This window comes from Rhodoferax sp. U2-2l, from assembly GCF_020594515.1.
GTDB lineage: Bacteria > Pseudomonadota > Gammaproteobacteria > Burkholderiales > Burkholderiaceae_C > Rhodoferax.
Map to the genome: position 1 here is coordinate 1 of NZ_JAJCTH010000010.1, position 13,077 is coordinate 13,077.

Annotated in this window: 11 protein-coding genes and 2 pseudogenes; 3 read left to right on the forward strand and 10 right to left on the reverse strand. The window is 60.8% G+C overall.

Features of this window, described 5'->3' with window-relative positions; genetic code table 11:
* Nucleotides 1-260 precede the first annotated feature (260 nt).
* Nucleotides 261-1,522 (forward strand): annotated as a pseudogene (locus LHU53_RS10300) (Y-family DNA polymerase).
* Nucleotides 1,523-1,534: 12 nt separating this feature from the next.
* Nucleotides 1,535-2,314 (forward strand): hypothetical protein, encoded by a 780-nt coding sequence (locus LHU53_RS10305; RefSeq protein WP_227332568.1) that lies wholly within the window; start codon nt 1,535-1,537, stop codon nt 2,312-2,314.
* Nucleotides 2,315-2,540: 226 nt separating this feature from the next.
* Here the strand turns inward: LHU53_RS10305 and LHU53_RS10310 are convergent, their stop codons facing one another.
* Entirely contained in the window at nt 2,541-2,699 is a 159-nt protein-coding gene (locus LHU53_RS10310; RefSeq protein WP_227332569.1) for a hypothetical protein, read from the reverse strand.
* Between the two features lie 333 nt (nt 2,700-3,032).
* Between LHU53_RS10310 and LHU53_RS10315 the strand changes: the two genes are divergently transcribed.
* Complete coding sequence (locus tag LHU53_RS10315; RefSeq protein ID WP_227332570.1) at nt 3,033-3,677, forward strand: MBL fold metallo-hydrolase; 645 nt, start codon at nt 3,033-3,035, stop codon at nt 3,675-3,677.
* A 151-nt stretch (nt 3,678-3,828) separates the two neighbouring features.
* Here the strand turns inward: LHU53_RS10315 and LHU53_RS10320 are convergent, their stop codons facing one another.
* From LHU53_RS10320 to LHU53_RS10360, 9 genes and pseudogenes are all read right to left on the reverse strand, one after another.
* The gene (locus LHU53_RS10320) at nt 3,829-5,112 is read right to left on the reverse strand and encodes a TRAP transporter large permease (protein WP_227332571.1); all 1,284 of its coding nucleotides are present in this window, start codon (nt 5,110-5,112) and stop codon (nt 3,829-3,831) included.
* A 185-nt stretch (nt 5,113-5,297) separates the two neighbouring features.
* A pseudogene (locus LHU53_RS10325) lies at nt 5,298-5,885 on the reverse strand (TRAP transporter small permease); the annotation flags it as partial.
* A gap of 103 nt (nt 5,886-5,988) precedes the next feature.
* Nucleotides 5,989-6,984, reverse strand: coding sequence for a TRAP transporter substrate-binding protein (locus tag LHU53_RS10330; RefSeq protein WP_227332572.1), 996 nt, complete (start codon nt 6,982-6,984; stop codon nt 5,989-5,991).
* Between the two features lie 110 nt (nt 6,985-7,094).
* Nucleotides 7,095-8,174: a DctP family TRAP transporter solute-binding subunit gene (locus tag LHU53_RS10335; protein ID WP_227332573.1), complete on the reverse strand. Its 1,080-nt coding sequence runs from the start codon at nt 8,172-8,174 to the stop codon at nt 7,095-7,097.
* Nucleotides 8,175-8,217: 43 nt separating this feature from the next.
* Nucleotides 8,218-9,288, reverse strand: a complete 1,071-nt coding sequence (locus tag LHU53_RS10340; protein ID WP_227332574.1) for a mechanosensitive ion channel family protein — start codon at nt 9,286-9,288, stop codon at nt 8,218-8,220.
* Between the two features lie 34 nt (nt 9,289-9,322).
* Nucleotides 9,323-9,859: an SH3 domain-containing protein gene (locus LHU53_RS10345; protein ID WP_227332575.1), complete on the reverse strand. Its 537-nt coding sequence runs from the start codon at nt 9,857-9,859 to the stop codon at nt 9,323-9,325.
* A 63-nt stretch (nt 9,860-9,922) separates the two neighbouring features.
* Nucleotides 9,923-10,987 (reverse strand): glycine betaine/L-proline ABC transporter ATP-binding protein, encoded by a 1,065-nt coding sequence (locus tag LHU53_RS10350; protein ID WP_227332576.1) that lies wholly within the window; start codon nt 10,985-10,987, stop codon nt 9,923-9,925.
* Nucleotides 10,980-11,867, reverse strand: coding sequence for a proline/glycine betaine ABC transporter permease (locus LHU53_RS10355; RefSeq protein ID WP_227332577.1), 888 nt, complete (start codon nt 11,865-11,867; stop codon nt 10,980-10,982). Before LHU53_RS10355 ends, LHU53_RS10350 begins: the two co-directional genes overlap by 8 nt.
* Before the next feature lie 2 nt (nt 11,868-11,869).
* Nucleotides 11,870-12,877: an ABC transporter substrate-binding protein gene (locus LHU53_RS10360; RefSeq protein WP_227332578.1), complete on the reverse strand. Its 1,008-nt coding sequence runs from the start codon at nt 12,875-12,877 to the stop codon at nt 11,870-11,872.
* Nucleotides 12,878-13,077: the final 200 nt, after the last annotated feature.

Below are 13,077 nucleotides of genomic sequence, written 5' to 3' on the forward strand. Positions count from 1 at the left end.
CACGCGAGTTCTTTAGACGCCATAACTATGCACAGACTTCGCCGGACCCGAAGTCTCACTGCCAGAGGGGCTGACGGCATTCATAAACAACCATCTGCGCATAGTTGTCACCTGAGCATAGAGGCTGTTATGTAGAGATGTACATAACAGCCTAAACCGGGCACACATTTGGCTTTTTAGAGTGGTGTTTTTTGCTTAAAGTGTTAGTCTTTACTCAGCGAGTGAAATAGCGAACTTATTCCCTACTAACAGTTAGGGTCATTCAGAAGAGCTGTGAGCGGGTGTTTCGTCCGAGTCTGAACGGCTTGCCAGTGGTGGTGTTGTCCAACAACGATGGTTGTGCCATTGCCCGCTCGAATGAAGCCAAGGCGCTGGGTATCGCCATGGGTGCCCCCTGGTTCCAGATCAGACACCTGGCAGAAGAAGCGGGGCTGGTGGCCCTGTCTGCCAACTTTGCCCTCTACGGTGACCTCAGTGACCGCATGATGAGCCTGGCTGCGGGGCTTGGCCCGCACCAGGAGATCTATTCGATCGATGAGAGTTTCATTGACCTGTCGGGTGTGCGCGGCGACCTGGTGGCCCGCAGCCACAAGATCCGTTCGCGCATCCTGCAGTGGGTCGGCATTCCCTGCGGCATTGGCATCGGTGCCACCAAGACTCTGGCCAAACTGGCCAAACTGGCCAACCATGTGGCCAAGACCGCCGAGCGCAAACCGGGCATTTATCCAGACCATCTGGCGCAGGTGTGTGACTTGTCCAAGTTGACCCAGAACGAACTCGATGCCGTACTGACCGCTACGCCAGTGAATGAAGTCTGGGGCGTGGGCCGGCAGATATCCAAGCAACTGACCGCAGCCGGGGTGACCACCGTGCTGGACCTGGTACGGCTGGACCCCGCCATGGTGAAGCGCCGCTGGTCGGTGGTGTTGGAGCGCACGGTGCGTGAACTGCAGGGCACACCGTGCATTGATCTGGACCACACACCTGCACCCAAGAAGGAGATTGCCTGTACCCGCTCCTTTGGGCATCCGGTGACTGAACTGTCCACCCTGGCGGAAGCGGTGACCGAGTTCGCCAGCCGTGCCGCAGTCAAGCTGCACTGGTGTTGGTGCTCATCCGCACCAGCCCCTTTCGACGAGATCCGCAGTACAGCCGCTCCATCAATGTGCCGATTCGCTGGTCAACTTCGGATACGGCGGTCATCCTGGAAGCGGCCCTGGCAGGTTTGCGGACCATCTACCAACCTGGTTTCAACTACGCCAAGGCTGGTGTGATGTTGATGGATCTGCAATCCGATCAGGTGCAGCAAGGCGAGCTTGATTGGGACGATGACAAAACAGGCAAAGACCGTGGCAGCCTGATGTGTTCTCTGGATACGTTAAACCAGCGGTTTGGCCGTGGCACGGTGAAGATGGCAAGCAGCGGTCTGAAGGGTGAAAAGAGACTTTGGTCGATGAAACAAGAACGCCGGACTCCGGCTTACACCACCTGTCTGGCAGACATGCCCACCGCCAAGGCTTGAGAGGAAGGCCGAATGCAAGAGTCAGCAACACCCATGCAGGCACCGTCGCTGGAAGCACCCACGCTCAAACGCATCCATGCGAAAAGGCTCCGGGAGGTGTACCGCTCGGCTGGTTGGCCCAGTTTGGATGTGATCGAGATTGAACTGCTGGCTGCCGGACTGCTGGAGAGACAAAACCTTGACGGGCATGACTATGTGCGTGTGACCGATGCCGGTATCCAGTACCTGGCTCAAACCGCCCAGAACAACCGTCAGGTGATGTCAGCCCATGAGGCCCTGGTGGATCAGGTGACCCAGGTGTTGCTGCGTGAAGGCAGGTTGGTCTGGAAGAACCTGAACCTGAGGGCCTGGGTGGCGCCACAGGAGGAGACACCCGGACGCTGGAAGATGGCGATGCCTGATGTGTTCTCGATCCGCAACAGCAGTGTCCAGGCGTATCTGGAGCCCATCGTGCATGAAATCAAGGTCAGCCGGGCGGATTTGCTAGGCGATCTCAAGCGCCCGGACAAACGCGCCGCCTATCTGGATCTGGGTGGGCAGTGCTGGTATGTGCTGGGTTGTGATCGTAGCGGCCATCCGATTGCCAAGCCCAATGAGATTCCCCTGGCGTGCAGGGTGATGGTGTACCAAAACAAGCAGTCGGAGGTGATGCGGCCAGCGCCGAAGCGGGCTTGCCCGGAATTGCCGTTTGAGGTTTGGATGGCGCTGGCCAAGGCGACCCCCATCAATGCCGCAGCATCAATGGGAAGGGATCTCCCGGATCAGGCGGACTTCAGCAACATGGCTGACTGAGAGGGGTCGGCCGTTAAGTCAGTCAGGACGGGATGCTGACTGGCGGGTACCGCGTCAGGCTAGCGTGTCAGCTCCGCAATCAGTTGTCCGGGCCAGCACGTTCACTCGATGGCCGCGGCTGTCGACCCGGAAGGCGTTTAAGCTACCTGAGGCAGATTTAACTTAACAGCGGATGGCGTTTCGGCTTCTACCACCGTCAGTTTTAAACTGCCGTTGGCACCACTAACTATCCAACCTTCAGGGTGAGGCCCTCTTTCTTGGCTTCCATCACGCCAGCGGCTTTGCCATCAATATATAGAAGGTAGTCGGCAAAGCCGTAGCCGGTATTGAGGGGAAATGCGCGTAAAGCCACACCACGAGTGGCATGGATGTTGGCATCAGCCATATTGCAGAGGTGCCAACCAGTTGCAACCAACAGCGCGTCGATACTGGCTCTGGCCCTGGCTCTGGCGTCATGGGGGCTCCCTGCCGAGCATTCTGGGAGGCTTGACTGATCAATATTCTCAGGAAGAAGGATTTTGATTGAAATGCCGAATCTCTATGGTTTGGGCGCCACAGAACCGCAGGTGTAACTTCGGTGCATACTCAAACCCTAAAAAGTTCTTTGTTCTCAACTGGTTTTGAGAATTTGTTATGGCAACGTTCGATTGCCAAAAGTCGAGTTTTGAGAATTTGTTATAAATTTTGAGAATTTGTTATCAGTAACCTTTTTTGAAACATGTTCCAGTACCTCACCATTCCCGTCACCGCCTTTGATCAAAACTGTTCCCTGGTCTGGTGTGACCAGACCCAACAAGCCGCCGTGATTGACCCGGGGGGTGATCTGGATGTGATCCTGGCCGAAGTCAAGCGCCTGGGCTTGACGCTGGGCCAGATCTGGCTGACCCATGCGCACATTGACCATGCCGGGGGCACGGGCGAACTCGCTGAGCGCCTGGGCTTGCCCATCATCGGCCCGGGTGAGGGCGACCAGTTCTGGATTGACGGGCTGCCCGCGCAAAGCAAGATGTTTGGTTTTCCGCCCGCCAAGCTGTTCAAACCGACACGGTGGTTACATGACGGCGACACGGTGACGGTGGGCAACTGCACGCTGCAGGTGCGCCATTGCCCGGGCCACACACCGGGGCATGTGGTGTTTTACTCACCTGAGGCCAAGCGCGCGTTTGTGGGGGATGTGCTGTTTGCCGGCTCGATTGGCCGCACCGACTTTCCGCAGGGTGACCACGCCACGCTGATCGCCAGCATCAAAAACCGCCTGTGGCCCATGGGTGACGACACCGTGTTCATTCCCGGCCACGGGCCGGAGAGCACCTTTGGGCGCGAGCGGCGCAGCAACCCCTATGTGGCTGACGCGGTGGTGTGATCGGTCGGAATGCCGTTGGATACGCTCAAAAAAAGAGAGCTGCCAGCCCCGGTAGATAAAAAGTTAGAGGGCGATGTGTCTTAATTTCTCGGGGTTGCGGACATGAAAAAGCCCGGTTGAACCGGGCTTTTTCACGCTCAGGCGCTGTCCGTCAGATCATGCCCAACATGCGCGGGAACCACAAGGAGAGGCCGGGCCAGTAAGTCACCAGCATCAGGAACGCCAGCATCGACAACAGCCACGGCCACACCGCCACCGTCAGTTCGGTGATGCCCATCTTGGTGATGCCGCTGGCCACATACAGGTTCAGTCCCACCGGCGGGTGGCACATGCCCACCTCCATGTTCACCACCATGATGATGCCGAAGTGCACCGGGTCAATGCCCAGCTTCATCGCCACCGGGAACAAGATGGGTGCAAAGATCAGCACGATCGAGCTGGGCTCCATGAAGTTGCCCGCCAGCAGCAGGATCACGTTCACTGCCAGCAGGAAGGTGATCATGCCCAGGCCATTGCCCAGCATCCAGTCGGCCAGGGCCTGCGGGATGTTCTCGTTGGTCATGATGAAGCTGAACAGCACCGCGTTGGTGATGATGTAGAGCAGCATGGCGGCCATGTTGGCGGAGTTCAGCAGCACGCGGGGCACGTCTTTCAACCCCATGTCCTTGTAGACAAACACCGCCACGACAAAGGCATACACCGCGCTCATGGCCGCTGCCTCGGTGGGTGTGAAGATGCCCGCGTAGATGCCGCCCATCACAATCACGATCAGCAGCAGGCCCCAAGCGGAATCCTTGAACGCCTTCAACCGTTGTGGCCAGCTGGCCTTGGGCAAGCGTGGGTAGTTGAACTTGCGGGCGCGGAAGTAAGTGACCCCAGCCAACACGCAGGCCAGCGCGATACCCGGCACCACCCCGGCCATGAACAGCGCACCCACACTGGTGTTGGTCGCCACCGAATACATCACCATCACGATGCTGGGTGGAATCAGGATGCCCAAAGCGCCTGAGGTGGTGATGACGCCAGCGCCAAACTTGTTGGGAAACCCGGCCTTGACCATGGCGGGCAGCAAGATCGAGCCAATGGCCACCACCGTGGCCGGGCTGGAGCCCGATACCGCGGCAAACAGCGCGCAGGCCACCACCCCCGCCAGACCCAGGCCGCCATGCCAGTGGCCCACCATGCTGGAAGCAAAGTTGATCATGCGCCGGGCCACGCCACCGTGCGTCAGAAAATTGCCCGCCAGAATGAAGAACGGGATCGCCATGATCTCGAACTTCTCGATGCCGGTGAACAGCTTCAAGGCCACCGACTCCAGCGGTACATCGGTAAAGCCAAACAGAAAGGTCAGCACCGTCAGCCCCAGCGAGATCGAAATCGGCATCCCGGTGAGCATCAGTACCGCCAGCAGGATAAAGATGATGGCGGCGTTCATGAACGGTCTCCCTTGTTGGCTTCTTGCGCCGCAGCGCGGGCAGCGTCCGCTGCTTCTTTGGCCGCTGCCTGCTCCCGCGCAAGGCGGGTGGCTGTGTGCAAGCTGCCGTCGGGTTTGTGGTGCAGGTCGCGCGGATGCAGGTTGTCACCCATGGCGTAGGGGTTGACATCGACCGCGATCGGGTGTTCCTCGTCCAGACCGTCGACATGGCCATGATCATGGTGAGGCAGGTCCCCGGTTTTGATGAAATTTGTCAGAACCTGCAAGAACCGAAAGCACATCAGGCTGGTGCCCAGCGGGATGGCGCTGTACACCATCCAGGTGGGCCACTCCAGGTCTGGCGTGGTCGGGCCTTCGGGCACGTCCACAAGGTCCATGCCAAACAGGGTAAAGAAGTAGTGGTGGGCGCCGTTTTCCCACACAAAACGCGTGCCCAGTACCGCCACAATGAAGGTGAACAGGGCGCCCGCGCTCAAGCCAAAGATCACCGCCTTGGCGCGATTGGGGCGGGTCAAGCGGTTGATGAGCACATCCACCCCCACATGGATGCCGGTGCGCACGCCATAGGCGGCACCAAACTTGGCCATCCACACAAACATGATGATGGTCAGCTCTTGCGCCCAGGTCATGTTCAGGGACAGCAGCCAGTCTTGCACGCCAGGGATGGCCCAGCCCGCCGCATATCGGTGCAGCACCGCGACAAAGATGATGAGTGTGGCGGCACCCATCAGGAAGGTGATGAGCCACTCTTCCAGATGATTGAGGATTTTCATTCGGCTGCTCCGCTAAATATAGCTAATGGTGCCCATCCTTAGGGGCTAGATACAAAAAAACCCGCCAGGTTGAGCGCCGGGCGGGGTTCCGGACTGGCTGGACTTACAGCTTGCTGGGGTCGAAACCCGTGGCTTGGTAGATCTGCTGCAGGGTGTCTTTGCCGACGCGGTCGGCCATCTTGGTGTGCACCGGGGCCATGGCTTTCTTGAGCGCCAGACGCTCCTCGGCCGTGGGGGTGTAGATGGTGGTTTTACCGCTGGCCTTCACGCTTGCGAGTGCCTTGTCGTTCTCTTCCTGGGCGATCTGGTTGGCGTAAGTGGTGGCCTCGTTCATGGCTTGCATCAGCGGCGTGCGAACGTCGGCAGGCAGCGCCTCCCAGAACTTCTTGTTGACGATCACCGCGTAGCCCAGGTAACCGTGGTTGGTCAGGGACAGGTGTTTCTGCACCTCGTGCATTTTTTGGGTGTAGAAGTTGGAAGGCGGGTTTTCGGTGCCGTCCACCACACCGGTTTGCAGGGCCTGGTAGGTTTCACCAAAGGCGATCACCTGCGGGATGCCACCGACCGCCCGGATCTCTTCTTCCAGCACCTTGGAGGACTGGATGCGGTACTTCTTGCCCTTGTAGTCGGCCACCGTCTTCAGCGGCGAATTGGCCGAAAACGACTTGAAGCCGTTGTCCCAGTAGGCTAGGCCCTTGATGCCACGCGATTCCAGCTTGGTCAGCAGCGCAGCGCCGACCGGGCCCTGGGTGATCTTGTGCAATTCGGTGCGGTCGTCAAAGATGAACGGCAAGTCAAACGCCTCAAACTCTTTCACACCCAACGGGCCAAACTTGGCCAGTGACGGGGCCAACATCTGGACAGAACCCATTTGCAGGGCTTCCATTTCTTCCTTGTCCTTGTACAGCGCGCTGTTGGCGTACACCTCCACCTTCACCTTGCCCTTGGTCAGCTCGGCAGCCTTCTTGGCAAAAAATTCCGACGCCTTGCCCTTGGGGGTATCGGCAGCCACCACGTGGCTGAATTTGATGATGGTTTGGGCATGGACGCTCAAACCTGCGGCCAGCATGGCAGCGGCGATGACGATTTTCATTTTCATGGTGGCTTGTTTCCAGAGGTTGGGTGACTGAGGGAGCGCGAGCGTATCCCCGCCATCACGCCAAAACAACTGTGGCGTTCAACAGTAGGGTTTACACCTAAGTACCGGAATCAGTGCGTTTGGCGTGCCAGCGCCTGGTGCAAAAGCTGCAGCCATGTCGGGCCAATGCGCCTGGCCAGTTGCTGTTGCACCGGCAACACCGCCTGGCGTAGCCGATCGCGCTGCGCTGCGGTGAGCGTGTGCACGCGGGTGGTGCCCGCCTGGCGCAAGGCGGTCAGCGCGTTGTCGTTTTGCGCATCGGCAATCTGGTTGCCAAAGGCCAGCGCCTCTTGCAGGGCCTGGTTGATCAGGGCGCGGTCGTGGGTGTTGAGTTGCTGCCACAGGCGCTGGTGGGTGACCACCGCGTAGCCCAGGTAACCGTGGTTGGTCAGGCTCAGGTCGGTCTGCACCTGGTGCATGGCCTGGGTCCAGAAGTTCGACACCGGGTTTTCGGTGCCGTCCACCACACCGCTGGCCAGCGCGCGGCGCGTTTCGCTGAAAGGCAGCGTGACCGGCCGGGCACCCAGCGTGCGCATCTGCGCGGCGATCACCTGTGAGGCCTGCACCCGCATGCGCAGGCCGGCAAAGTCCTGCGGCGCCAGCAACGGGCGGTTGGCGCTCATCTGTTTGAAGCCGTTGTCAAAGTAACCCAGCCCGACCAGCCCCTGGCGCGCCAGCCCGTGCAGCAGCCGCTGGCCCAACGGCCCCAGCGTGATGCGGCGCACCGCGGCCAGGTCGTCAAACAAAAGCGGCAGGTCAAACAGCTCAAACTCGGGCAGCCCGATGCGGCCAAACTTGGACAGCGACGGCGCCACCAAATCCACCGCGCCAAACTGCAGCGCCTGCATTTCGTCGGCATCGCCATACAGCTGCGCGTTGGGGAACACCTGCACGCCAATGCGCCCGTCCGAGCGCTCTTGCACCAGCACCTTGAAGCGGTTGGCCGCCAGGCCCTTGGGCGTTTCTTCGGCCACCACATGCGAAAAACGCAGCGTGATCTCGGGGGATGACGCGGTGGCGCGGGCGGCTGGCAGCAGCGCGGCACCGGCCAGGGCAGCGGCCCTGGTGCCAGCCCCAGCCAACCAGCGCCTGCGCCCGGCGTGCACCGGCGAAGTCGGCAAGGCAGGGCGGGCAAAACGGTCAGCGGGCATGGCGATGATTATGGCCACCCGCGGCCCGAACGACGCCGCCGGTTTACGGCGCCGGTCGTTGCGGCCCGGGGCTGCGGTGGAGGTGCAGCGTCTGGGTCGGCAAGGCAAAGCTGATCTGCTCGGCGGCAAAGCTGCGCACCACCTGCAGGTTGATCGCTTGTTGCACGTTCATGTACACGGTGTAGTCGGCACTGAGCACGTAGTACACCGCTTCAAAATCGAGTGAGAACGCGCCAAAACCTTTGAAATGGGCGCGGTCAAATCGCACCTCGGACTGTGCCGCGATGGCTTGTTTGATCAGGACGGGTATGCGTTCCAGCGTGTCTGCCGGGGTGTCGTAAGTGACGCCAATGGCAAAGGCCACGCGGCGTTCCTGCATGCGTTTGTAGTTGTGGATGCGGGTTTGCAGCAGGTCGTTGTTGGACACCACAATTTGCTCGCCACCGAGGCTGCGCAGCCGGGTGGTTTTGAGGCCCACGTGTTCGACGGTGCCCATTTCTTCACCCAGGATGATGAAGTCGCCAATCACAAACGGCTTGTCGATGGCGATCGACAGCGAGGCAAACAGATCGCCCAGGATGTTTTGCGCCGCCAGCGCCACCGCAATGCCGCCAATGCCCAGGCTGGCCACCAGCGCGGTGACATTGACGCCCAGGTTGTCCAGCAGCGACAGCAGCACCAGCACCCAGATCACCATGCGCCCCAAAAAGGACAGCAGCGACAGCGTCATGGCGCGTGAGCCGGTGTCTTCTGATTCGCCCTGCCTGAAGTAATGCTTGAGCCAGAACATCAGCGCCCGCGTGCTCCAGAAGCCGACCTGCATGATCAGCGCCACGGCAAAGGCGCGGTCCACCCATTTGCCCAGCGTCTCGGGCAGCGTCAGGAAATGGCTGCCCAGATACAGGCCCAGGGCACTGGCCAGCAAGATGCGGGTCGCCGACAGCACCTCCACCAGGAAGTCGTCAATCACCGTGTCGGTGTGTTTGGCGACCCGCTGCAGGCGGTGCAAGATCAGCCGCCGCAAGGCGTGCATCAGCAACATGAAAGACGCTGCCGCCAACAAGGCATAGGCCAGGTCTTGCAGCGTGTTGTGGGTCATCAGGTGTTGGAGCATGGCTGGCCTGTCGAGGTCGTCAAGAGCGGGCGGGTCATCGGCCCCAAAGCAGCTGGCGCGCGATCCAGCCTGCGGGCCCGTCTGTGCGCTGCACCTTGACCCAGCCCGCGCGGCGCTCCAGCTGGCGCATCACGTCACCGTACTCAGCTTTGTCGACAATGCGTGCGCGCGTGTTGGGTGCCTGGCGCACGTTGGCCGTGCGCGACTTCACCACCACATAGGGCACTTGGCTGACCAACGGGCGGTAGACCCAGCCGACATCCTTTTCGAAGTCGCGCACCTTGAACCATTGGCCTTGGGTCTGCAGCACCTCCAGCGGGTAGCCCTGGGCCAGCGTCCACAGCGTGGGGTGGCCGGTGCCGGGCCCGGCGCGCATGTTGATCTCCGGCTTGGCAACGCTCACCATCTCCCTGGCTTGCAGGCCGACGGCCGATCCCAGCAGCAGCAGGGCGATCACGCCGCGTGCCCCGGTGGTGACGACCTGCGTGAGACGGCTGGGTGCCCGCGTCGGGCTCCCGTCGGGTGTCGACCCGCCAACACGGCTGGCCAGGGTCTGGATGGACCGAATCATGATGTCCTTTCTTGTGGGGCGGAGGCCCACCGGCCTCCTGTTTTGCTTTGGGTACCGGGTGCTTCACACGGTGGCGGATGCCTCTGGCGCCTTGGGGGGCACCATGGCGGCGATGATGTCGCTCATGCTGATGTTGCCCAGCGGCTTGCCGCGGCTGTTGACCACGTTGGCGGCATCTTGGCCCTGGGCACTGAGCAGGCGCGCCACCTCCTCGATCACCAGACTGGCGTCCACGCTGGGGCCTGCCACCATCACACCGGGCGTCATCAGCGTGCGGCAGCGGATGACGCGGCCCCGGTTCACGTCGCGGGTGAAGCTGCTGATGTACTCGTTCGCCGGTTGCAACACGATCTGCTGCCCGGTGCCTTGCTGGATCACCTCGCCGTCACGCAGGATGGCAATGCGGTCACCCAGGCGCAGCGCCTCGTCCAGGTCATGGGTGATGAAGACAATGGTTTTGCCGAGCTCTTGCTGCAAGTCAAGCAGCACCGACTGCATGTCGCCGCGAATCAGCGGGTCCAGCGCAGAAAACGCTTCGTCCATCAACAAAATCGGTGCGTCGTTGGCCAGGGCGCGGGCCAGCCCGACGCGCTGCTGCATGCCGCCCGAGAGCTGGTTGGGGTAGCTGTCTTCGTAACCCTTCAGTCCCACCCGTTCGATCCAGCGCACCGCCACCTCCTGGCGTTTTTTGCGCGACACGTGCTGCATCTGCAAGCCGAACTCGGTGTTTTCCTGAATCGTCAGGTGCGGGAACAAGGCAAACTTCTGGAACACCATGGCGGTGCGCTCGCGCCGGAACCGCCGCAGCTCGCCGGGACTCATGGCCATCACGTTGTGCGGTCCGGCCCACAGCTCGCCCGAGGTCGGCTCGATCAGCCGGTTGATGTGCCGGATCAGCGTGCTTTTGCCCGAGCCGGACAAACCCATCACCACCTGAATGGCGCCACCGGGCATGTCGATGTTGATGTCGCGCAGGCCCAGCACATGGCCATGGGCCTCGCGCAGTTCCTGCTTGGTCATGCCTTGTTGCACGGCTTGCAGATGCTGCGCCGGGTTGGGGCCAAAGATCTTGTACAGGTGCTTGATGCGGATGCCCACCGACTCGCTGGTTTGATTTGGCTCAGCCATGGACCACCTCCAGATGCTTTTGCAGCCGTTTGCCGTAGGTCTGCGACACGCGGTCAAACACAATGGCAATGCCCACGATGGCCAGCCCGTTGAACAAGCCCATGGTGAAGTACTGGTTGGAAATGGCCTTGAGCACCGGTTGCCCCAGCCCGGGCACCCCAATCATCGAGGCCACCACCACCATCGCCAGTGACAGCATGATGGTCTGGTTGATGCCCGCCATGATGGTGGGCAGCGCCAGCGGCAGTTGAACTTTCAGCATCTTTTGCCAGGTGGCCGCGCCAAAAGCGTCCGCCGCCTCCAGCAGGTCTTTGTCGACCAGCCGGATGCCCAGGTTGGTGAAGCGGATCACCGGCGGCACCGCGTAGATCACCACTGCAATCATTCCGGCCACCCGGCCAATGCCCAGCAGCATCACCACCGGAATCAGGTAGACAAAGCTGGGCATGGTTTGCATCACGTCCAGCACCGGGTTGAGCAGGCGCTGCAGCCGCTCCCAGCGGCTCATGGCCACCCCGATCGGCAAACCCACCACCAAGGCGACCATGGTGCAGACAAAAATCATCGAGATGGTGGTCATGGTGTCTTGCCACATGCCAAAGTAGCCCACCAGCATCAGGATCAGCACGGTACTCAAGGTGAGTTTGGTTGAGCGTGATGCCAGCCAGGTCACCAGCGCAATGCCGCCCATCACCACCGGCCAGGGTGACTGCGTGAGCAAGCGCTCGCTGGTCAACAGAAATTGGCGCAGCGGCTCAAACGCTAGCTCCACCGCCTCGCCGTACTCGCGCGAGAAGCTGCGAAACGCGCCATCAATGGTGCGCCTGAGCTGGCTCAGCCACTGGCTGTCCATGGCCGGAAAGTCGTCCCACCAAGCCATGCTCAAAGCCCTTGGCTGACTTTTTGGGCCACGTCAGGGCTGACCCAGGCCTGCCAGACGGCGGGTTGCGTCTTCAGGAAGTGCCGGGCGCCGTCTTCACCGGTGGCCTGGTTGTCGCCCATCCATGACAGCAGCTGGTTCACCGTGGTGTTGCTCCAGCTGCGCTTAGTCAGGTAATCGTTGGCCGGACCAGCGGTTTTCTTGAAGCGGTCGGTGACCACGGTGAACACTTCAGACTTGGCCCAATCGGTTTTGGTCGGGTTGTCGCAATCGGCCCTGGTGTTGCAGGTGTCGTACGCCACCTTGTCATACGGCACCCCGGCGTCGAGCTTGACCATGTCGTATTTGCCCAAAATGGCGGTCGGTGCCCAGTAGTAGCCCAGCCAGCCCTGTTGGCGCTCATACGCCTTGGCAATGGAGCCGTCCAGGCCGGCTGCCGAGCCGGTGTCCACCAGCATGAAGCCTTTCTTGTCGGCACCCCAGGCCTTGTAGGCGTTGCTGGCGGTGAGCTGGCAGCTCCAGCCGGACGGGCAGTTGAACACCGCGCCCTTGGATTTGTCAGCCGGGGCCGGGAACAGCTCGGGGTGTTTCAGGGCGTCGTCAATGGTCTTGATGTGCGGGTTGGCATCGGCCACGTATTTGGGGATCCAGAAGCCTTCAATGCCACCATCGGTCAGGGCGCGGGCGGCGTAGTGCAGGCGCCCGTCTTTTATAGCTGCTTCCAGTGGCTCACGCACGGCGTTGATCCAGGCTTCAGGGGCGACGTCGGGTTTGTCTTTTTCCATCATGGCGCTCAGTGTTGGCATGGTGTCGCCGGGCACCAGCTCAACCTCGCAACCATAACCCTTGCTCAGGATCAGCTTGTCAACGTGCGCCAAAACTTCGGCTGACTGCCAGTTCATGTTGGCCACGGTCACCCGGCCACACGACTGCGCCAGTGCGCTTTGGGCACCTGCCCATGCCAGTGTGCCGATGATGAGGGTGAGACGAAAAGAAGAGGTTTGTGGCATGAAGACTCCTTGTGGAAAAAAAACCAGCCTCCCATCGGGAGCTGGCCGCGGCGCTCACCACGGCGGGGTGGTGAAACAGGCGGTCGGGCGACATCGTGCGTGCCCAAAAGCAACGCTGAATCAGAAAAGTACTTTTGTACAAATGTATTTTAATTCAAAAAAAATGCACCTGACAAGCGGTTTTTGCCAGGCGCGGGCCC

Coding starts and splice junctions, on each gene's coding strand:
- LHU53_RS10305 (WP_227332568.1), top strand. CDS start 1,535: ATGCAAGAGTCAGCAACACCCATGCAGGCACCGTCGCTGGAAGCACCC.
- LHU53_RS10310 (WP_227332569.1), bottom strand. CDS start 2,699: ATGGCTGATGCCAACATCCATGCCACTCGTGGTGTGGCTTTACGCGCA.
- LHU53_RS10315 (WP_227332570.1), top strand. CDS start 3,033: ATGTTCCAGTACCTCACCATTCCCGTCACCGCCTTTGATCAAAACTGT.
- LHU53_RS10320 (WP_227332571.1), bottom strand. CDS start 5,112: ATGAACGCCGCCATCATCTTTATCCTGCTGGCGGTACTGATGCTCACC.
- LHU53_RS10330 (WP_227332572.1), bottom strand. CDS start 6,984: ATGAAAATGAAAATCGTCATCGCCGCTGCCATGCTGGCCGCAGGTTTG.
- LHU53_RS10335 (WP_227332573.1), bottom strand. CDS start 8,174: ATGCCCGCTGACCGTTTTGCCCGCCCTGCCTTGCCGACTTCGCCGGTG.
- LHU53_RS10340 (WP_227332574.1), bottom strand. CDS start 9,288: ATGCTCCAACACCTGATGACCCACAACACGCTGCAAGACCTGGCCTAT.
- LHU53_RS10345 (WP_227332575.1), bottom strand. CDS start 9,859: ATGATTCGGTCCATCCAGACCCTGGCCAGCCGTGTTGGCGGGTCGACA.
- LHU53_RS10350 (WP_227332576.1), bottom strand. CDS start 10,987: ATGGCTGAGCCAAATCAAACCAGCGAGTCGGTGGGCATCCGCATCAAG.
- LHU53_RS10355 (WP_227332577.1), bottom strand. CDS start 11,867: ATGGCTTGGTGGGACGACTTTCCGGCCATGGACAGCCAGTGGCTGAGC.
- LHU53_RS10360 (WP_227332578.1), bottom strand. CDS start 12,877: ATGCCACAAACCTCTTCTTTTCGTCTCACCCTCATCATCGGCACACTG.